This is a genomic window from Gilliamella sp. wkB195 (assembly GCF_001690445.1).
Lineage (GTDB): Bacteria > Pseudomonadota > Gammaproteobacteria > Enterobacterales > Orbaceae > Gilliamella > Gilliamella apicola_E.
On the sequence record NZ_LZGP01000007.1, the window covers coordinates 79,037 to 98,835 of the forward strand.

Consider the following 19,799-nt stretch of genomic DNA (forward strand, 5'->3'; position numbering starts at 1 on the left):
AAAAGAGATAATAAAAAAGCCTACTCAATGAGCAGGCTTTTTTATTTAAAATTGGTCGGCGAGAGAGGATTACTCGCATTTCATGCTCGCCCTTCGGGCCGTTGCTAAAGCAACGTTGTCTCGCTGCGCTCGGCTCGAACCTCCGTCGGTTCTCATCCTCTCAAAACGCAGAATGAAAAAAAGCCCACTTATACAAGCAGGCTTTTTATATAAAATTGGTCGGCGAGAGAGGATTCGAACCTCCGACCCACTGGTCCCAAACCAGTTGCGCTACCAAGCTGCGCTACTCGCCGTTAGGATGCGCATAATACTGCGCTAACCTCGATGTGTCAATAGTTACCCCTAAAAATTATAATGATAATTTTTATTTTGTGAAAGGAGTGGGGGTTTTGCCAATTCTTTGGTAAAACTCGACGACAAATGCTTCGTAACGTTGATTGGCAACCGCATCACGAATTTCAGCCATTAAGCGTTGATAATAACGTAAATTATGAATGGTATTGAGCCTTGCCCCTAATATTTCGCCACATTTATCTAAATGATGAAGATACGATTTCGTGTAATTTTTACAGGTATAACAATCACACTCAGGATCAAGCGGTGTGGTGTCATCTTTATATTTGGCATTACGTATTTTAATGACCCCATTAGTAACAAATAGATGCCCGTTACGTGCGTTACGAGTTGGCATCACGCAATCAAACATATCAATACCACGACGAACGCCTTCAACTAAATCTTCTGGCTTGCCTACACCCATTAAATAACGTGGTTTATCAGCAGGTAACTGTGGACAGGTGCCCTCTAAGATTCGATGCATATCGGCTTTAGGTTCGCCAACAGCTAATCCACCGACTGCATAGCCGTCAAAACCAATTTCGGTTAATCCTTTAATTGAGATATCACGTAACTCTTGATGTATACCACCTTGTACTATACCAAATAGGGCATTTTTATTGCCCAATTCGTCAAAACGTTGGCGACTACGTTTTGCCCATCGTAAAGACATTTCCATCGATTTTTTGACATAGTCCCACTCGGCAGGAAATGGCGCACATTCATCAAAAATCATCACGATATCAGAACCAAGATCATATTGAATTTCCATTGAAATTTCAGGTGATAAAAAGATTGAATCACCATTGATAGGATTACGGAAATAGACGCCTTCTTCTTTAATTTTTCGAATATCACCAAGACTAAAAACTTGGAATCCTCCAGAGTCGGTTAAAATCGGGCCTGGCCACTGCATAAAATCATGCAAATCACCGTGTTTACGCATAATTTCTTGTCCAGGTCTTAACCATAAATGGAAAGTATTACCCAATAAAATTTGTGCACCTGTTGCAGCGACTTCTTCTGGGGTCATACCTTTGACGGTACCATAAGTGCCAACTGGCATAAATGCGGGTGTTTCAACTGTATATTCAACACCACGACGATCGAACTTCATTCGTCCACGACGAGCTAAGCCGTCAGTATTATCTAGTTCAAATTTCATTTTTTTGTGTTAACCTCTTGCGACCAAATAAACAGTTTGGCGCTAATTATTGATATAATACGTTATCGTATTATTTTTGCGGTGCGTAGTTTATCGTGCTGAACCTAAATAGACAATATCTATAAGGATCTTTGAGCTTTTGAAATATAATATTTTCTTATTTGTCGTAATGTTAGTTGGATGTCAAAATCAAATACAGCCAACTATCATTTCATCTGAACGAATTAAAACATTATCTGACTTTGATATATTAGCTATTAGTCAACAAGCTTGCATTGAAAATGATAAGAAGGCAATTGTTGCACCCGATTATCATTTTCTTAGTAAGAGATTATCTAATCTTACCAATAAGTTACCTAGAAAAATAAATAATATTGAATTAAGTTACAAAGTTTATCTTGATAGTCAACCTAATGCTTGGTCTACAGCTAATGGCTGTATTCGAATAAATAGTGGATTGATGAAATTACTTGAAGATGATGAGTTACAAGCTGTTATTGCTCATGAACAGGCTCACATTGCACTAAAACATGGAATAAGTTTATTTAGACAAGCGCCTTATATTGAGATTACTGATAAATCTAATGAAATAGTGATTATGGTAAAAGAAGAAATTTCCCATCAATATGAGGTTGAAGCAGATAATTATGCTTTTGATTTATTAGTTAAGGAAAAAATAGATCCCAAAGGATTGGTTAATATGCTAACAAAAATGCCAATTCATGCTAAAAATCAACCAACATCGCATCCAACTAATATAAATCGTATTAATAACATCACTAACAAGTTAAAGCATTATTAGCATTTTTATATTTTGCCAATTAAATTTAGGTAAAATTTAATTGGCTATAACTTATTTAGTAATTAGCATGGCATCACCATAACTAAAAAAGTGATATTTTTCGTTTACTGCATGTTGATAAGCTCGCATAGTATTTTCATAGCCAGCAAATGCAGAAACTAACATTATTAAAGTGGATTCAGGTAAATGAAAATTAGTAATAAGTGCATCAATTACTTTAAAATCAAAACCTGGATAAATAAATATCTGAGTATCATCAAAAAAAGGTGCAATTTTGCCAGATTGTTTTGCTGCACTTTCCAACGCTCTGACTGATGTTGTACCGACAGCAATGACCTTATTTCCTCGGGCTTTGCATTCTAAAACTGCTTTCACAACTGATTCTGGTACTTCTGCATATTCAGCATGCATGATATGCGTTTCTATATTTTCAACTCTTACTGGTTGAAATGTGCCTGCACCGACATGCAGCGTTACAAATTCCATTTCGACACCTTTGTTTTTAAGCTTTTCTAATAAAGGTTCATCGAAATGAAGACCTGCTGTTGGCGCAGCAACTGCACCAGGTACTTTACTATAAACAGTTTGGTATACCTCACGATCTTGATCCTCATCAGGTCGATCTATGTAAGGTGGTAAAGGGATGTGTCCAATTTCATTTAAAATTTTAAGTACATCATCCGGAAACTGTAATTCGAATAAAGTATCATGGCGAGCAAGCATGGTAACGCTAATATTATTTTCCTCACCTAAAATGAGTTCAGCACCTGCTTTAGGTGATTTAGATGCTTTTATATGTGCAAGAGCTCGATTATCTTCTAATAAACGCTCAATCAATATTTCAATTTTTCCACCAGATGCTTTTTTTCCATATATTCGAGCCGGAATCACTTTTGTGTTATTAAAAATAAGTAAATCTCCTTGATTGATGTAATCAGTGATATCAGTAAATACTTTATCTTCAATATGACCTGTACGGCTGTTAAGTGATAATAATCGGCATGAACTTCTTGTTTCTGATGGGTATTTTGCAATCAGTTCTTTTGGTAGTGTAAAATCAAAATCTGACAGTTGCATATTTGTGTTCCTCAAAAAATGAGGCACTAGTCTAAAGTGCTAATAATGACTAAGCAAGTAATTATTTGTTGATTATTATTAAATTTGCGTTAAAATTCAAAAAATCTAGCTTTAAGTTAGAAAAAAGTAAAATTTGTTAATATAAGGAAAAGAATATGAAAAAACATCAAAAAACTTTGCTTGTTGCACTACCTTTAGTTGCAGCTATGTCGTTAGCTGGTTGTAAAAACATGAGTACTAACGATTTAACTAGTCTTGGCATGAAAGGTTTGAAAGCGGCAACACTCAGTGATAATGATGTGAAAGCATTAAGCCAAAAATCATGTGCACAAATGGATGCTCAATCAAAAATTGCTCCAGCTAAAAGTGCTTACGCTAAACGTTTAAATAAAATTGCCAAAGCTCTTGGTAATAATATAAACGGTACACCAGTTAACTATAAAGTATATATTACTAAAGATGTTAACGCATGGGCAATGGCTAACGGCTGTGTACGTGTTTACAGCGGTCTAATGGATATGATGAATGACAACGAAATCGAAGGTGTTTTAGGTCATGAATTAGGCCACGTAGCTTTAGGTCACAGTAAAAAAGCAATTCAAGTTGCTTATGCTACAGAAATTGCTCGTGATGCAGCAGCAGCATCAGGTAATGCAGCAGTTGCTAAATTATCTAAATCAAGTATTGGTAAATTAGCAGAAAAAGTGATCAATGCTCAATTCTCACAAGCTCAAGAACAAGATGCGGATAACTTCTCATTTGATTATTTAATCAAAAGAAAAATTAATCCAGCTGGTCTTGCAACAGCATTTGATAAATTAGGTGGCGGTGAATCATCAATTTTAAGTAGCCATCCATCTTCATCTAAACGTGCACAAAATATCCGTAATAAATTAGCTGAATTAAAAAGATAATTAATTCACATTACTGGTTAAATAAAAAGCGCCAATTTTGGCGCTTTTTTTATTTGTATCTAATTATTGCTTATAACTAGATAGAAAGTTACCAAAGCGGTTAATGGCATCTTCAAGATCACCGGTATGTGGCAGTGCAACAATTCTTACATGATCGGGTTTGTGCCAATTAAAGCCGCTGCCTTGCACTAACAATACTTTTTCTTGTAATAAAAAGTCTAATACTAACTTTTGGTCATTGTGAATATTAAACTTTTGTTGATCCAGCTTTGGAAACAGGTATAAAGCGCCTTGTGGTCTGGTGCATGAAACGCCCGGAATCTCATTTAACAACCGCCAAGCTAACATACATTGATCATATAAACGGCCACCGGGCACAATAAATTCATTTATGCTTTGATATCCGCCTAATGCACCTTGAATAGCATGTTGTAATGGCACATTAGCGCATAAACGCATCGAGGCGAGCATATTTAACCCTTCAATATAGCCTTTTACATGCTGTTTAGGCCCACAAAGCGCCATCCAACCTTGTCTAAAGCCAGCGACACGATAAGTTTTTGATAAGCCGCTCATGGTAACAACAAATAGGTCAGGAGCAAGGGCGGCAATCGAATGATGAACGGCATCATCGTATAAAATCTTATCGTAAATCTCGTCGGCAAAAATAAGCAAATTATGTTGGCGAGCAATTTCGGCAATCTCAAGTAACACTTCTTTGCTATACACGGCGCCAGTTGGGTTATTAGGATTAATGATCACAATCCCTTTGGTTTTTGGCGTGATTTTTCGTTTTATATCCTCTAAATCCGGTGACCAGTTGGCCTCTTCGTCACATACATAGTGAACGGCATTGCCACCGGATAAACTAATTGCCGCTGTCCATAATGGGTAATCAGGCATAGGCACTAAAACTTCATCTCCGCTATTAAGCAGTGCTTGCATCGATTGCACAATCAGTTCAGAAACACCATTGCCGATATAGATATCTTCAATATCTAAATTGGTAATTCCTCTGGCTTGATAGTGTTGCATAATGGCTTTACGAGCTGAGTAAAGCCCCTTTGAATCGCAATAGCCTTGCGAAGAAGGTAGATTACGAATGACATCAACCAATAGTTCATCAGGGGCGGCAAAACCAAAAGGGGCGGGGTTTCCAATATTGAGTTTAAGGATAGTTTGACCTTCTTCTTCAAGTCGTTTTGCATGATCTAAGATAGGTCCACGGATGTCGTAACAGACATGATCCAATTTATTGGATTTTTGGAAATTTATCATAACTTCGCCCTTTCAATTTATGCTAATAATATTTTTATTTTTGTTGAAAAAAACAATCTACTCCTATTTCGATAATTTTTGAAGATGTTATTATAATCAACTCAATAAATATCTTTTAATTGTGTGAATTTTGTGCGGAGTATGTGATGAAAACGATCTTAACTGTCATTGGAAAAGACCAAACAGGAATAATTGCGGGAATTAGTCAAAAGCTGTTTGAATTAGATATCAATATCTTAGATGTGAGCCAAACGATTATGGATGAATATTTTACCATGATTATGTTGCTTGATTTATCCAAAATAAAAGTCTCGTTTGATGAAGTTAAAACTTCGTTAACGCAAACAGGCGACAGACTCAAGGTAAAAGTAAATATTCAGCGAGAAGAGATTTTCGATGCTATGCATCGTTTGTAATTTCAATTCTAATTCTACATTTCTTACTTAAGGATAGGACTAATGGAAACAAAACAGATCCTCGAAACAATTAAAATGATTGAGGAAGAAAAACTTGATATCCGCACAATAACCATGGGTATTTCTCTCCTTGATTGTATCGATAGTAATGGTGAGAAAGCGCGTCAAAAAATTTATGACAAAATAACCACATTGGCTAAAGATCTTGTCAAAGTTGGGGATCAAATTACTTCCGAATTTGGTATTCCTATTATCAATAAACGTATCTCAGTGACGCCGATGTCATTAATTGCCGGTGCCAGCGATGACAAAGATTATGTTACCTTTGCTAAAACCCTTGATAGCGCAGCTAAAGCGGTTGGCGTTAATTTTATTGGTGGATTTTCTGCCTTGGTACAAAAAGGCTACCATAAAGGTGATGAGATTTTAATTAAATCCATTCCGCAAGCACTGGCGCAAACTGAGCGTGTGTGTGCATCGGTCAATGTTGGCTCAACCCAAACCGGTATCAATATGGATGCGGTTAAGCAAATGGGGCAAATTATCAAACAAGCGGCAGAGTTAACTGCTGATAATAGCAGTATGGCATGTGCAAAATTAGTGGTATTTGCCAATGCAGTTGAAGACAATCCTTTTATGGCCGGTGCGTTTCATGGTGTTGGCGAAGCCGATTGTGTGATTAATGTTGGCGTTAGTGGCCCAGGCGTTGTTAAACGTGCGCTTGAGAAAGTAAAAGGTCAACCTTTTGATGTGGTTGCCGAAACGATTAAAAAAACTGCATTTAAAATTACCCGTATGGGGCAATTAGTTGGAAAAGAAGCATCAGAGCGCTTAGGTGTGAAATTTGGTATCGTAGATTTATCGCTCGCACCGACGCCGGCAATTGGTGATTCGGTTGCGCATATTTTAGAAGAAATGGGACTGGAAGTTGTCGGCACACATGGCACAACGGCAGCTTTGGCAATGTTAAATGATGCCGTTAAAAAAGGTGGCGTAATGGCGTGTGGTCATGTTGGTGGTTTAAGTGGCGCCTTTATACCCGTCTCCGAAGATGCTGGCATGATTGATGCGGTTAATTGCGGGGCACTTAATTTGGAAAAACTCGAAGCCATGACCTGTGTGTGTTCAGTTGGTCTTGATATGATAGCCATACCGGGTGATACCTCCGCTGAAACGATTTCTGCTATTATTGCCGATGAAGCGGCAATCGGTGTCATTAACCATAAAACCACTGCGGTGCGGATTATTCCGGCTGCGGGATTAAAAGTGGGTGATAATATTGAGTTTGGTGGATTACTCGGTCATGCTCCTGTGATGCCGGTGAGTAAATTCAGTTCATTTGATTTCATTCATCGTGGCGGACGAATTCCGGCACCAATTCACTCTTTCAAAAATTAAATAACCTTCAATACTTATTGTGATTCTGTCTATTAAATTGCTAATAGCAGAATCACAATTGCCTAACTATCTAACTTGGTATAACTATTCTCAGATATTTTCCGCATTTTTTAGCGATAACTTTTATCCCTATGATGTGCAATTTTATGGATATTTTTTGGTATCAAATCCAATAGTCTGCGCTGTTTTAATTTCCTAAAATCAATGACATCAAATAATTACTGTATGAGTTAGTCATCAAAATCAGCCCGATTTAAAAATGACTAACGACATAATGATGGAGGATGAAATGGAAAATGAATCTAATAACCAGCTGTTTTGTAATGATCTGATTGTGCTAGATAGAGACTTCCAAAATTCAAATCAATTTTTTGATTTTACTTTTTCAATTCTACAACGTGGTGGTTATGTTAATCCAACATTCTTAGAAGCAATTAAACACCGAGAGTCTTTATTTCCGACAGCTTTACCGACCAAACCTTATGTGGTGGCAATGCCACATACCGATATCGAACATGTTATTAGACCATTCATTTTCTTTACTCGAGTGAAAGGAACAATCCCTTGGTGTGAAATGGCAAATAATGATCATGTTTTAGATGCTAATTTTATCTTTCTATTGGGATTTAACCAAAAAGATGGACATATTGATTTATTACAAAAATTGATGTCCTGCTTGGTAAATTCATGTTTTTTAGAGGCGCTATATCAGGCAAAAACAGAACATGAAGTTTTTAACTTATTGACGTCAAATATCCAATTATAAGGAGGCATTATGAAAAAGGTTATTGTTGCATGTGGCAGTGGAGTGGCTACATCACAAACAGTTGCAAGTAAGGTGACACGCTTATTAAAAGAGAAAAATCTGAATGATATTAAAGTAGAAGTTGTCGATCTTAAGTCGGTTGATTCTCACATTAAAAACAGTGCGGCATATATCGCCATTACCAAAATTGAGAAAACATATCCTATCCCGGTTATTAATGGCATTGCTTTTTTAACCGGAATGAATATGGATGCAGAACTGCAAAAAATTATCGATGCCTGCAAATAGGAGTGTAATTATGGACTTTCTTGGAACAGTTATAAATTATATTTTGAATTTAGGTGCGCCGGTATTTGTGCCAATTATTATGCTCATTGCGGGCTTAATTGTCCGGATGAAATTTCGAGACGGGGCATCGGCCGCTATTACGCTAGGTGTTGCCTTTGTCGGAATGAGTATGCTAATTGGTTTTATGGTTGGCGCAATAGGCGCTGCTGCGCAAACCATGATGGAGCGAACCGGTATTGAGCTTAGTATTGTTGACGGTGGTTGGACAACAATGGCAAATGTTTCGTGGGCTTGGCCCTATGCTTTTTTAATGTTTCCACTGCAAGTAGGCGTCAATATCTTAATGCTGGTATTGAAAAAGACCGATACGTTTAATGCTGATTTATGGAATGTATGGGGTAAAATTTTTACTGCCTTTATTGTTGTTGCCGTAGCAACGCCACTTGTGGGCGGAGTAATTGCGCTGATATTGGCTTTTGCTGTTGCAACGTTGCAAATTATTTTAGAGCTCAATTCCGGTGATATTAATCAGCATCGAATCGAAAAGTTAACCGGTATTCCCGGCGTAACTTGTACTCACCGAATGCTATTTTTTAGTGCCATTTATTATCCTTTTGATCTTCTATTACGCAAGATCCCCGCTTTGAATAAGCCAATGGATGCAGCGACCTTGCGTTCTAAACTAGGGGTATTTGCTGAAAATCACGTAATCGGATTTCTATTAGGTGTCATTTTCGGGATTATTGCTGGTTATGATGTGGCGGCCATTTTAATGCTAGGAGTACAAGCGGCGACTGCTTTGATGCTGTTTCCGATGATCTCAAAATTATTTATGCAGGCGCTTTCCCCGATTTCCGAAGCGATCAGCGATTATATGAATAAACGCTTTGCAGGTCGTAAACTGTTTGTGGGTCTTGATTGGCCATTTATGGGGGGAGCAAGTGAAATCTGGTTTACGTTAATTGTCGCCATTCCTATCACCTTAATTTGGGCAGTAATTTTACCTGGTAATAAAATCTTACCATTTGCCGGCATTATTAATATCGCACTGGTTGTACCAGCTTATATTTTAACCAAAGGCAATACATTAAGAATGGTGATTTTAGCTATCATCGGAGTGCCATTTTTTCTGTTTGTCGGAACGCAATTTGCGCCAATTATTACCGATTTAGGCTTAGCCACTAAGGCGATTGATATTCCAAACAACCAACTTATATCTAACAGCTCTATTGATGCACCTGTCTTTACTTATGCATTTTCATTTATTTGGCAATGTTTACAAGGCTATTTTGTTCCATTGATATTGGCTATTTATTGGTGCACTGGCTATTTCTTTTATGCACGTGAACTGAAAAAAGAGGCACAACAAGATAGTGTTGATCTGAAAATAGATGAGTAAAACTGGACTATTTGTAAACAGGTAATTAGTACAAACTGATGGTAATGCTCGTTATCATCAGATAACGAGCAAGAGGCTAATAATTATATGGTTGTTGATAAAAGAATTCATGCTGTTTTAAATGCATTAATTCAAAATCCAAGTGTCAGTGGCGTAGAGCTGCAAAATAAATTTGGGTTAACCCGTAAACAGCTTAGTTATACCTTAAAAAAGATTAATGATTTTCTTGAATCATCAAATCTTGAATTAATTAAACGATTTAAAACCGGAAAATTTAGCATTCCTAAAGTCGTGATTGAAACCTTTAGAGACGAACCCGTCTCGCTTTCTATTGGTCGATATATCTATTCAGAAGATGAAAGAGTGCATCTACTGCTATTTTTTTTATTAACCAGAACTGAGCGCTTGTCATTAATTCATCTCTCCTCAGCGCTGACCGTTAGCCAAAATACGGTGATTAATGACATTAAAAAAGTGCAAACCCTGCTCGATCAATACCATATGCAGGTAACTTATGATCGTGAAAATGGTTATCGCATTGTTGGCACAGAAATTAATAAGCGCTATTTATTATTAAAGTTAATTCATCGCATCATTAATATGCCAATAGCCGATAAAATTTTTCGGCACAATAAGATTATTACTCAAGGCCGATTAGAACAAGTCGGACAAGTGTTTAGTGAAATTGAACGAAAATTAAAAATTGTTTTTACCGATGAACAACTGCAAGAATTAACCTATTTTATTGGTTTTATGCTACACCGAATTGAAACCAACAAAAAAATAGAGTTATTGCCGGAAAACTATACCGATGTAGCAAACAGTCGTGATTTTCAATTAATGAAAAAATTAATTGAACGCTTTGGCATTACCGATCTGAATGAGCAGATTTTTTTGACGGTATTGGTACAAAGTTCCAATATCCAAACATTATCAGACAAATATTTTCATCTCGATGCCGTGTTATTAGAGAGTGCAGTTGAAGTTATCGATAATTTTGAACAGATCAGCTGTATTACCTTTCAGGACAAAAGTGAATTAATTGAACGTATTTATCAACACTGGAAACCGGCCTATTATCGCATCCGTTACCATATCACCAACATCAACAGTGTTTACGATATTGTTTTGCAAGAGTTCGGTCATTTACATGAAATGGTACGTAAAGCCATAGCGCCGTTTGAAAAGATACTGCATTGTAATATGCCGGATGAGGAAGTGGCGTTTATTACCGTTTTATTAGGCGGCTGGTTAACACGAGAAGGGCTAATTAACCAAATTAAAACAAAGAAAATTGCCATAGTTGTTTGTGAAAATAGCGCCACAGTCTCTACTTACTTATATTTGACTTTACAGGTATTGCTTCCGGAACTTCACTTTTCTGATGCCATGTCTAAACGAGAGTTTGAAAAGTATAAACACTATTATGACATTGTTTTTTCAACCTCACATTTATCCACCGATAAACTGCTCTTTATTGTTAACCCTTCGTTGAATAATTTGCATAAAAACGCATTGCGTAACCAAGTTATTGGCACATTACAAGGGATTGACCCAAGCATTATCCAAGTTGAAGAACTGATGTTAATTGTTGAAAAGTTCACCCATATAAAAGACAGAAAGGCGCTACAAAAAGAGCTTACCGCCTACCTGTATAATGATGAACTCAATGACAATCCGCTACGAATCAACCAACAAGAGATCCCTTCGCTGGCGGATTTAATGCAAAAAGAGCATATCTACCTTGCCCAAACAGCCGATATTTCATGGCAACAGGCACTGGAATTAGCGGCTAAACCACTATTAAACGGACAATTTATTGAACGTTATTATCTGGAACGAATGATCAATAAAATCCAATTTGAACAGCCCTACATTATGCTGGTTGAAGGGTTAATTATTGCGCATGCCGGTATTGATGATGGTGTCAATCAAGTTGCCATGTCGCTACTTAGGTTACCCGACAAAATCGATATTGGTGGCTATATGCAAGCCGATTTAATTGTAGTGCTAGCGACCAACAATCCACAAAAACATCTTAAAGCATTGGCGCAATTAAATGAGTTATTAGAACTTCATGACGGTTCAACCCATTTACGCCAAGCCAAAAATAATCAAGAAATTTGGGAATTATTTGCCCGCTATCAATGAATATTTTGCCTAAAAAGGAGTGTTAAAATGTTAGAGATTCAAAAACAATATGTTGTCGATATGGCTAAGAAATCCAGTGAATGGGGACTTTGTAAACATAAAGCAGGTAATTCAAGTGTTCGGGACAAACAGACCGGCTATGTGCTAGTTACCCCAACAACCATTGATAAACAGCTATTAACCGCACGTGATATTGTGGTTATGGATCTAGATGCTAATGTGATTGAAGCGCAATCCGGATTAAGACCGACTAGTGAATGTTTGATGCATTTGGAAATTTATAAGGCTCGTCCGGATGTGTTTGCCGTTTCACACACCCACTCAATTTTTGCAACGGCATTTGCGGTATTAGCAAAGCCCATTCCGGCAGTTGTTTATGAGTGTGCTATTTTGAATTTAAAAGACGGCGTGATTCCGGTTGCGCCATATGGTCGCCCTGGTACGCCGGAACTGTCAACTAGTGTCATTGAGCCAATTAAGCGAGCCGATGCCATTTTAATGGAAAAACATGGCGCCATTGCGGTGGATAAAGATCCTTATGAAGCGGTATTAAAAGCGGCCTACATTGAAGAAATGGCAGAGATTTATTATCACGCATTGTTGATTAATGGTGGTAAAGATCCGGGTGGATTCCCACCGCAGGAGTTACAAAGTTGGGCATATCCTTCCCAGATAAAATTTAAACAATAGGGTAGCTGGATAATGAAAGTCAGGAAAAGTCACGACTAAATGTCAGAAACAAATAAGTTAATAAATCCGCCAACACTGTTAGCGGATTTATTTTTTTAAGACATCTGAATATATTCATTCATATATTTTAAAATATAAGCCATTGAAACAGCGCCCGGATCCATATGACCAATAGCACGTTCAGCTAAGTTTTTAGCTCGACCAAATACCGCTATCATCTGTTTGGTTTGCTCTGCGCCTTCCATTGCTGATTGGGCAATTTTAGGTAACGCCTCTTTCAAGGGTAATTGGCATAATTCATTTGCGCTGGTTGCCGCAGCTGCTAAAGCATCAACCATGGTCTTATCACCCGGTTTAGCATTGCCTCGCTGATAGACGGCTTGCCAACCTTGATTAAGTAGTGTTGCTAATGTGCTGGTGTTAAATTCTTCCTCACCAATAATACTTTTACCGCCAGCTCTAAATAAAGTGCCAAATATTGCGCCGGAAGCGCCGCCCATACTGGTCATTAATTTTGTACCAACTTGATTGAAAAAATCACCAATATCATTTGGCTTAAACTGATCATCTTGTAACAGTATTATTAATGTCGCAAATCCTCGCTTCATACCAATACCATGATCGCCGTCGCCAACAATTTGATCTAAAGCGGTTAATGTTGGCTCACTTTCTACCATTTTTTCGGCGACAAATAACATCATTTTACGTAGTTGTAACAAGTTCATTCTATTTTCTCCATCCTAAGGTTTGGCAGGGTAGGTCATAAAGGTGTTGTAACTGCTGATCTAATTTCATTAAGGTGATCGAAAAGCCGGACATTTCCAGTGAGGTACAAAAATGACCAATAGCAATATCATGGCTAATCATGCCTCGAGAATCGAGTTCAATACCGACTTTTCTGGCAATAATTAAAAGTTCGGTGTTACTCATTGCGCCTAGATTATTAATCAGTACGCACACCCGATCGGTACGCACAAAAGGCAGATCGTCACACAACCTATCTATCATCTCTTTAACCACATCGTCGGTGGATGTCATTGTTTGACGGCGTAATCCGGCTTCACCATGAATACCGATTCCAATTTCAATTTCGTTATCTGCCAGTTCAAAGTTAAAGTTATTCGACTGAGGCAAAGCGCAACCATCAAGCGCTACACCAATAGTGCGTATGTTGTTATTGGCTTTTGCTACCACTTGATAAAGCTGGTCAAGATCATATTTTTCCAATTGCGCCGCCGCGCCAGCTATTTTATAAAGAAACATAATACCGGCAACGCCCCGACGATCTGAGATTTTAGAAAGCGGAGCCGAAGCAATATCATCGGTTGCGCGAATAGTTTTGGTGGTAATATTTTCTTCGGCTAAAATTTCGGCAGCAATATCAAAATTCATCCCGTCTCCGGAATAGTTACCATATAAAAATAGTGCGCCATGACCTTGATGTGTGGCTTTGGTCACTTCAATTATTTGATCAGGTGAGGGCGAGGTAAACACTTCGCCCAGTGCACAGCCGTCAATGCTACCTTCACCGATAAAGCCGGCAAAAGTTGGCTCGTGACCACTTCCGCCGCCGGAAATAACCACAACTTGATCATCTGTGATGTGATTGCCATAAACTGCAAAGTAGTTTGGAATTGCAGTGAGTTTGCCATTATATCCATATACTAAGCCTTGCATCACTTCTTGCCTGACATTGTTAGGATCGTTGAGTAATTTTTTAGGTTTGCGCATTTGCTTTTCCTCTTTATTAAGCATAATTAACCAGCTATATTTTAGGAAAAACAAATAATTGAAACGAATACAATTAATGACAAATAATATCCCACTGGTTGCGCATCATCGGGATATACATTTAAAGTGCCTTGCAAAGCATATATTGCAACTTGAGTCCTTGAAAACGAATTTATCGACATTATTTATATATAAATTAGTTAGCAAAGCAAATTATCTTTATTATTGGTAAACAAGTTTTTGGAGTGTTGGGTGTTTAACGATAAGCACCTTCGATAATCAATTATGAAATCAGAATCCTACTTTCAACGTTTTAGCGGTATTGCAAGGCTCTATGGTGAAGCAGCATTAACGCAATTTTCACAAGCTCATATTTGTGTCATTGGTATTGGTGGTGTTGGGTCATGGGTGGCCGAATCCCTTGCGCGTAGTGGTATTGGGCAAATTACCTTAATTGATATGGATGATGTGTGTATCACCAATACTAATCGACAAATTCATGCGTTAAATATCAATATTGGTAAAGCTAAAACTGCTGTTATGGCTGAACGAATTTTACAGATCAATCCTCAATGCATCGTCAATGTCATCGATGATTTTATCAGTCCGGATAATGTTGCAAACTATTTAGGGTCGAAACAAAACCCTCGCTTCAACTTTATTATTGATGCCATTGACAGCGTGCGTGATAAAGCTGCGCTTTTAGCGCACTGCAAGCGAAATAAATTAAAAGTTATCACCATTGGTGGCGCAGGCGGCCAAAAAGATCCGACCAAAATTAAAATTGCTGATTTAGCCAAAACCGTTCAAGACCCGTTAGCGGCTAAATTGCGTGAGCGCTTAAAAAATGATTATAAACTCAATAAAGATAGCAAAGGTAAGTATGCCATTGCGTGCGTCTTTTCGACTGAGCAGTTAACTTATCCAGCACAAAATGGTCAGGTTTGTTCCACTAAAAGCCAAGCAGAAGGTAGTAAGAAAATGGATTGTCAGTCCGGATTTGGCGCTATTACTACCGTGACAGCGACTTTTGGTTTTGTGGCTGTGAGTTATGTATTAGATAAGTTAATTAATGTTTGATTTTTAATTTAATTTAGCTAAAGAAACAATTTTGCTTTCTTTAGCTAATTAATTATATTTTTTTAAAATCTTCAAATTTAATTCGCTTAAAGTAATAATAAATTTTATTCTTTTAAAGAACATTCATTTTTTGTTAAATATCTTATTGTATTAAGTAAAAAACTGATTTACGATATTCCACAATTTCGTTTTGCTATTATAAATATGTTCAAGGAAGACGCCAAACGATCCAAGTTTATTTTTTAATTTTCAAGGAGAAATCTATGGCAGTAACCAATATGAATGAGTTAAATGAGTTAATGACTCGAGTGAAAAAAGCTCAAGAAACTTATTCTACTTATACTCAAGAGCAAGTTGATAAAATCTTCGTAGCAGCAGCAACAGCTGCAGCCGCAGCTCGAATCCCTCTTGCTCAGCAAGCTGTTGCTGAATCAGGAATGGGAATTGTTGAAGATAAAGTTATCAAAAACCTATTTGCTGCTGAGTATATTCTTAATAAATATCGCAATGATAAGACTTGTGGTGTTGTTGCTGAAAATGAGCCATATGGCACTATCACTGTAGCTGAACCATTAGGGATTATTTGTGGTATCGTTCCAACTACAAACCCAACATCAACAGCGATTTTTAAATCACTAATTAGTTTAAAAACTCGTAATGCTATCGTATTTTCACCTCATCCTCGCGCTAAAAAATCTACCATTGAAGCAGCTCGAATTGTGCTAAATGCTGCAATTAAAGCTGGTGCTCCAAAAGATATTATTGGTTGGATTGATGAACCATCTATCGAATTATCTAATGCATTGATGCATCATGATAATGTGTCTGCTATCTTAGCTACTGGTGGTCCAGGTATGGTTAAAGCAGCTTACAGTTCTGGTAAACCAGCATTAGGTGTTGGAGCAGGTAATACTCCTGTAATAATTGATGAAACAGCTGACTTAAAACGTGCCGTTGCATCAGTGTTGATGTCTAAAACATTTGATAACGGTATGATTTGTGCTTCAGAACAAGCTATTGTTGTTGTTGATTCTGTCTATGACGAAGTTCGTAATTTATTAAAACAATATGGCGCTTATATTTTAAATGCTAAGGAAACCAAAGCAGTACAAGGTATTATCTTAAATGATAAAGGAGCCTTAAATGCTAATATCGTTGGTCAACCAGCAACTAAAATTGCTGAATTAGCTGGATTTAAAGCGCCTGCAGGTGCAAAAGTGCTTGTTGGTGAAGTGAGTAAAGTTGACTTATCGGAACCATTTGCTCATGAAAAACTTTCTCCAACTTTAGCTATGTTTAAAGCAAAAGATTTCAATGAAGCAGTAGATAAAGCTGAAAAATTAGTTGAAATGGGCGGTATGGGTCATACCTCTGTGCTTTATACTGACCAAGATAGCAATCGTGATCGTATTGCTTACTTTGGTAGTAAAATGAAAACATGTCGTATTTTAATTAATCAACCAGCTGCTCATGGTGGTATTGGTGATTTATATAACTTTGATTTAGCGCCATCTTTAACACTAGGATGTGGTTCTTGGGGTGGTAACTCGGTCTCAGAAAATGTCGGTCCGAAACACTTAATCAACAAGAAAACAATCGCTAAGAGAGCAGAAAACATGTTATGGCACAAATTACCAAGTTCTATCTATTTTAAACGTGGCTCACTTCCAGTTGCTTTAAATGAAGTAATTGAACAAGGTGCCAAACGCGTATTTTTAGTAACCGATAAATTCTTATTTAACAATGGTTACTCAAAACAAATTACCGATCAACTTGAAGAACGTGGTGTAATTTGTGAAACTTTCTTTGATGTTGAAGCAGACCCAACATTAAGTGTTGTTCGTAAAGGTACTGACTCAATGATAGCATTCCAACCGGATACTGTTATTGCTTTAGGTGGTGGTTCTCCAATGGATGCCGCAAAAATTATGTGGGTACTTTATGAACATCCAGAAACAAAATTTGATGAATTAGCATTGCGCTTTATGGATATCCGTAAACGTACTTGTCATTTCCCTAATATGGGTAAAAAAGCCAAATTAATTTGTGTGACAACTACTTCTGGTACTGGTTCTGAAGTTACACCGTTTGCGGTAGTAACAGATGATGCAACTGGCCAAAAATATCCATTAGCTGATTATGCAATTACACCAAATATGGCAATTGTTGATGCTAACTTAGTAATGAATATGCCTAAATCACTTTGTGCTGCAGGTGGTTATGATGCGGTAACTCATGCCTTAGAAGCTTATGTGTCAATTATGGCAAGCGAGTTCTCTGATGGACAAGCATTACAAGCATTGAGCATATTGAAAGCATATCTACCTACAAGCTATAAAGAAGGGGCTAAAAACCCAGTTGCTCGTGAAAAAGTGCATAGTGCTGCAACGTTAGCTGGTGTTGCATTTGCTCAAGCATTTTTAGGTGTTTGTCACTCAATGGCGCATAAAATTGGTGCTGCATTCCATATCCCTCATGGTGTGGCAAATGCAATGCTGATTAGTAATGTTGTTCGCTTCAATGCAACAGATAAACCAACTAAACAAGGTACGTTTAGCCAATATGGTTATCCTCAAGCCGTTAGACGTTATGCTGAAATTGCTGACCACTTAGGCTTAACTGCTGCATCAGACAAAGACGAGAAGAAAGTTGAGAAATTAATTGGTTGGTTAGATCAATTAAGAAAAGATCTTGAAATTCCATTCTCTATTAAAGAGTTTGGTATTGATGAAAAAGCTTTCTTAGCTCAAGTTGACCAACTTGCAGTTGATGCATTTGATGATCAATGTACAGGTGCTAACCCTCGTTATCCTTTAATTGCAGAATTGAAACAAATTCTACTTGATACTTATTACGGTCGTGCATATCAAGATAAAGGTGATATCAGCGAAGATGTAGCAGTACATACAGCAGCTAAAGGTGTTGCTTCAACTAAGAAAAAAGCAACGACTAAAAAAGCGACAAAAAAGAAATAATTTAACACATTATTTTTGATTAAATAAAAACCTGAAATAGTCTATATTTCAGGTTTTTTTTATATTTTTGATTTTTTTTTAAGCAAACAATAAAAAAAATGTTTTTTTTGCTTGCAAGGTTAAATGTTCTAGTCCATAATGCGCAGCACTTAGGCCGGCTTAGCTCAGTAGGTAGAGCAACTGACTTGTAATCAGTAGGTCGCCAGTTCGATTCCGGCAGCCGGCACCATTTTCCTAAGTAAACAGTTTATAATGATTCGGGGTGGGGTTCCCGAGCGGCCAAAGGGAGCAGACTGTAAATCTGCCGTGTCACACTTCGAAGGTTCGAATCCTTCCCCCACCACCATTATCTAACATTAGCAATTGCTAATTGAAGCATTTAGGTAGCCGAGTTTGAACATGCGGGCATCGTATAATGGCTATTACCTCAGCCTTCCAAGCTGATGATGCGGGTTCGATTCCCGCTGCCCGCTCCAATTGCTGATATAGCTCAGTTGGTAGAGCGCACCCTTGGTAAGGGTGAGGTCGGCAGTTCAAATCTGCCTATCAGCACCATTCTTGTTACTTTCCTAAACTTCTAAAAAAATTATATTTGATAGCTTTAAAGCTTGTCACTAGATGGCTTTATCTGTTATTATGCAAAGCTAATTTTAAATTAGTATTATGTTAAAACTAAATATGATACTTGGTTAATGTGGTGATTCACCACCGATTTGTATTACATTGAGGGACTATAAATGTCTAAAGAAAAATTTGAACGTACAAAACCCCACGTTAACGTTGGTACAATCGGCCACGTTGACCATGGTAAAACAACTTTAACAGCAGCTATTACTTCTGTACTTTCTAAAAAATACGGCGGTCAAGCTCGCGCATTCGATCAAATCGATAATGCACCAGAAGAAAAAGCACGTGGTATCACCATCAACACTTCACACGTTGAATACGATACACCAACTCGTCACTACGCACACGTAGACTGTCCGGGCCATGCTGACTATGTTAAAAACATGATCACTGGTGCGGCACAAATGGACGGTGCTATTTTAGTCGTAGCAGCAACTGATGGTCCTATGCCACAAACTCGTGAGCACATTCTATTAGGTCGTCAAGTAGGTGTTCCTTACATCATCGTATTCTTAAATAAATGCGATATGGTTGATGATGAAGAATTATTAGAATTAGTTGAAATGGAAGTACGTGAACTTCTATCTCAATACGATTTCCCAGGTGATGACACTCCAGTAATTCGTGGTTCAGCGTTAAAAGCGTTAGAAGGCGATGCAGCATGGGAAGAAAAAATTGTTGAATTAGCTGAAGCTTTAGACAGCTA

Annotated in this window: 17 protein-coding genes, 5 tRNA genes and 1 other RNA gene; 16 read left to right on the forward strand and 7 right to left on the reverse strand. The window is 37.6% G+C overall.

Annotation, left to right across the window (positions count from 1 at the left end; translation table 11 throughout):
* Positions 1-52: 52 nt before the first annotated feature.
* From A9G08_RS01760 to tgt, 3 genes are all read right to left on the reverse strand, one after another.
* A non-coding RNA gene (locus A9G08_RS01760) (RtT sRNA) lies at positions 53-177 on the reverse strand.
* A 39-nt stretch (positions 178-216) separates the two neighbouring features.
* Positions 217-293: transfer RNA gene (locus tag A9G08_RS01765), tRNA-Pro, on the reverse strand.
* 71 nt (positions 294-364) lie between these two features.
* Complete coding sequence (tgt, locus tag A9G08_RS01770; protein ID WP_065562045.1) at positions 365-1,501, reverse strand: tRNA guanosine(34) transglycosylase Tgt; 1,137 nt, start codon at positions 1,499-1,501, stop codon at positions 365-367.
* A gap of 139 nt (positions 1,502-1,640) precedes the next feature.
* Between tgt and A9G08_RS01775 the strand changes: the two genes are divergently transcribed.
* Positions 1,641-2,303: a M48 family metalloprotease gene (locus tag A9G08_RS01775; protein ID WP_065562046.1), complete on the forward strand. Its 663-nt coding sequence runs from the start codon at positions 1,641-1,643 to the stop codon at positions 2,301-2,303.
* Between the two features lie 51 nt (positions 2,304-2,354).
* On the opposite strand, the gene queA is transcribed toward A9G08_RS01775, so the two are convergent.
* Positions 2,355-3,380, reverse strand: a complete 1,026-nt coding sequence (gene queA / locus A9G08_RS01780; RefSeq protein ID WP_065562047.1) for a tRNA preQ1(34) S-adenosylmethionine ribosyltransferase-isomerase QueA — start codon at positions 3,378-3,380, stop codon at positions 2,355-2,357.
* Positions 3,381-3,535: 155 nt separating this feature from the next.
* On the opposite strand from queA, the gene A9G08_RS01785 reads away from it, so the two are divergent.
* Positions 3,536-4,294 carry a M48 family metalloprotease gene (locus tag A9G08_RS01785; protein WP_065562048.1) on the forward strand — a complete coding sequence of 253 codons (759 nt, stop codon included), beginning with the start codon at positions 3,536-3,538 and terminating at the stop codon, positions 4,292-4,294.
* A gap of 63 nt (positions 4,295-4,357) precedes the next feature.
* Here the strand turns inward: A9G08_RS01785 and A9G08_RS01790 are convergent, their stop codons facing one another.
* Positions 4,358-5,572, reverse strand: a complete 1,215-nt coding sequence (locus tag A9G08_RS01790) for a pyridoxal phosphate-dependent aminotransferase (RefSeq protein WP_065562049.1) — start codon at positions 5,570-5,572, stop codon at positions 4,358-4,360.
* Between the two features lie 146 nt (positions 5,573-5,718).
* Between A9G08_RS01790 and A9G08_RS01795 the strand changes: the two genes are divergently transcribed.
* The 7 genes from A9G08_RS01795 (at position 5,719) to A9G08_RS01825 (ending at position 12,680) form a co-directional block, all read left to right on the forward strand.
* Entirely contained in the window at positions 5,719-5,988 is a 270-nt protein-coding gene (locus A9G08_RS01795) for an ACT domain-containing protein (RefSeq protein ID WP_065562050.1), read from the forward strand.
* Positions 5,989-6,030: 42 nt separating this feature from the next.
* On the forward strand, positions 6,031-7,386 hold the full coding sequence (locus A9G08_RS01800; protein WP_065562051.1) for a PFL family protein: 1,356 nt from the start codon (positions 6,031-6,033) through the stop codon (positions 7,384-7,386).
* A gap of 289 nt (positions 7,387-7,675) precedes the next feature.
* The gene (locus tag A9G08_RS01805) at positions 7,676-8,152 is read left to right on the forward strand and encodes a PTS sugar transporter subunit IIA (protein ID WP_065562052.1); all 477 of its coding nucleotides are present in this window, start codon (positions 7,676-7,678) and stop codon (positions 8,150-8,152) included.
* A 9-nt stretch (positions 8,153-8,161) separates the two neighbouring features.
* Positions 8,162-8,440, forward strand: coding sequence for a PTS sugar transporter subunit IIB (locus A9G08_RS01810; protein ID WP_065562053.1), 279 nt, complete (start codon positions 8,162-8,164; stop codon positions 8,438-8,440).
* A gap of 10 nt (positions 8,441-8,450) precedes the next feature.
* Positions 8,451-9,839 carry a PTS galactitol transporter subunit IIC gene (locus A9G08_RS01815; RefSeq protein ID WP_065562054.1) on the forward strand — a complete coding sequence of 463 codons (1,389 nt, stop codon included), beginning with the start codon at positions 8,451-8,453 and terminating at the stop codon, positions 9,837-9,839.
* A gap of 87 nt (positions 9,840-9,926) precedes the next feature.
* Positions 9,927-11,990: a BglG family transcription antiterminator gene (locus A9G08_RS01820; protein ID WP_065562055.1), complete on the forward strand. Its 2,064-nt coding sequence runs from the start codon at positions 9,927-9,929 to the stop codon at positions 11,988-11,990.
* Positions 11,991-12,017: 27 nt separating this feature from the next.
* On the forward strand, positions 12,018-12,680 hold the full coding sequence (locus A9G08_RS01825; RefSeq protein WP_065562056.1) for a class II aldolase/adducin family protein: 663 nt from the start codon (positions 12,018-12,020) through the stop codon (positions 12,678-12,680).
* Between the two features lie 95 nt (positions 12,681-12,775).
* On the opposite strand, the gene dhaL is transcribed toward A9G08_RS01825, so the two are convergent.
* Both dhaL and A9G08_RS01835 read right to left on the reverse strand, forming a co-directional pair.
* Positions 12,776-13,405, reverse strand: coding sequence for a dihydroxyacetone kinase subunit DhaL (dhaL, locus tag A9G08_RS01830; protein WP_065562057.1), 630 nt, complete (start codon positions 13,403-13,405; stop codon positions 12,776-12,778).
* Between the two features lies 1 nt (position 13,406).
* Positions 13,407-14,411 (reverse strand): dihydroxyacetone kinase subunit DhaK, encoded by a 1,005-nt coding sequence (locus A9G08_RS01835; protein WP_065562058.1) that lies wholly within the window; start codon positions 14,409-14,411, stop codon positions 13,407-13,409.
* A 285-nt stretch (positions 14,412-14,696) separates the two neighbouring features.
* On the opposite strand from A9G08_RS01835, the gene tcdA reads away from it, so the two are divergent.
* The 7 genes from tcdA to A9G08_RS01870 form a co-directional block, all read left to right on the forward strand.
* Positions 14,697-15,491, forward strand: coding sequence for a tRNA cyclic N6-threonylcarbamoyladenosine(37) synthase TcdA (gene tcdA, locus A9G08_RS01840; RefSeq protein ID WP_065562059.1), 795 nt, complete (start codon positions 14,697-14,699; stop codon positions 15,489-15,491).
* A 263-nt stretch (positions 15,492-15,754) separates the two neighbouring features.
* Positions 15,755-18,466, forward strand: a complete 2,712-nt coding sequence (adhE, locus tag A9G08_RS01845) for a bifunctional acetaldehyde-CoA/alcohol dehydrogenase (RefSeq protein ID WP_065562060.1) — start codon at positions 15,755-15,757, stop codon at positions 18,464-18,466.
* Between the two features lie 153 nt (positions 18,467-18,619).
* A tRNA-Thr gene (locus tag A9G08_RS01850) sits at positions 18,620-18,695 on the forward strand.
* Positions 18,696-18,727: 32 nt separating this feature from the next.
* Positions 18,728-18,812, forward strand: a tRNA-Tyr gene (locus A9G08_RS01855).
* Positions 18,813-18,867: 55 nt separating this feature from the next.
* Positions 18,868-18,942, forward strand: a tRNA-Gly gene (locus A9G08_RS01860).
* A 3-nt stretch (positions 18,943-18,945) separates the two neighbouring features.
* Positions 18,946-19,021, forward strand: a tRNA-Thr gene (locus tag A9G08_RS01865).
* A gap of 182 nt (positions 19,022-19,203) precedes the next feature.
* Positions 19,204-19,799, forward strand: a 596-nt coding sequence (locus A9G08_RS01870) for a GTP-binding protein (RefSeq protein ID WP_141673901.1), incomplete at its 3' end; no start/stop codon positions are given.

Excerpts from the sequence above, each read along its gene's own strand:
- tgt (WP_065562045.1), bottom strand. The coding sequence starts at position 1,501 with ATGAAATTTGAACTAGATAATACTGACGGCTTAGCTCGTCGTGGACGA.
- queA (WP_065562047.1), bottom strand. The coding sequence starts at position 3,380 with ATGCAACTGTCAGATTTTGATTTTACACTACCAAAAGAACTGATTGCA.
- A9G08_RS01785 (WP_065562048.1), top strand. The coding sequence starts at position 3,536 with ATGAAAAAACATCAAAAAACTTTGCTTGTTGCACTACCTTTAGTTGCA.
- A9G08_RS01790 (WP_065562049.1), bottom strand. The coding sequence starts at position 5,572 with ATGATAAATTTCCAAAAATCCAATAAATTGGATCATGTCTGTTACGAC.
- A9G08_RS01795 (WP_065562050.1), top strand. The coding sequence starts at position 5,719 with ATGAAAACGATCTTAACTGTCATTGGAAAAGACCAAACAGGAATAATT.
- A9G08_RS01800 (WP_065562051.1), top strand. The coding sequence starts at position 6,031 with ATGGAAACAAAACAGATCCTCGAAACAATTAAAATGATTGAGGAAGAA.
- A9G08_RS01805 (WP_065562052.1), top strand. The coding sequence starts at position 7,676 with ATGGAAAATGAATCTAATAACCAGCTGTTTTGTAATGATCTGATTGTG.
- A9G08_RS01810 (WP_065562053.1), top strand. The coding sequence starts at position 8,162 with ATGAAAAAGGTTATTGTTGCATGTGGCAGTGGAGTGGCTACATCACAA.
- A9G08_RS01815 (WP_065562054.1), top strand. The coding sequence starts at position 8,451 with ATGGACTTTCTTGGAACAGTTATAAATTATATTTTGAATTTAGGTGCG.
- A9G08_RS01820 (WP_065562055.1), top strand. The coding sequence starts at position 9,927 with ATGGTTGTTGATAAAAGAATTCATGCTGTTTTAAATGCATTAATTCAA.
- A9G08_RS01825 (WP_065562056.1), top strand. The coding sequence starts at position 12,018 with ATGTTAGAGATTCAAAAACAATATGTTGTCGATATGGCTAAGAAATCC.
- dhaL (WP_065562057.1), bottom strand. The coding sequence starts at position 13,405 with ATGAACTTGTTACAACTACGTAAAATGATGTTATTTGTCGCCGAAAAA.
- A9G08_RS01835 (WP_065562058.1), bottom strand. The coding sequence starts at position 14,411 with ATGCGCAAACCTAAAAAATTACTCAACGATCCTAACAATGTCAGGCAA.
- tcdA (WP_065562059.1), top strand. The coding sequence starts at position 14,697 with ATGAAATCAGAATCCTACTTTCAACGTTTTAGCGGTATTGCAAGGCTC.
- adhE (WP_065562060.1), top strand. The coding sequence starts at position 15,755 with ATGGCAGTAACCAATATGAATGAGTTAAATGAGTTAATGACTCGAGTG.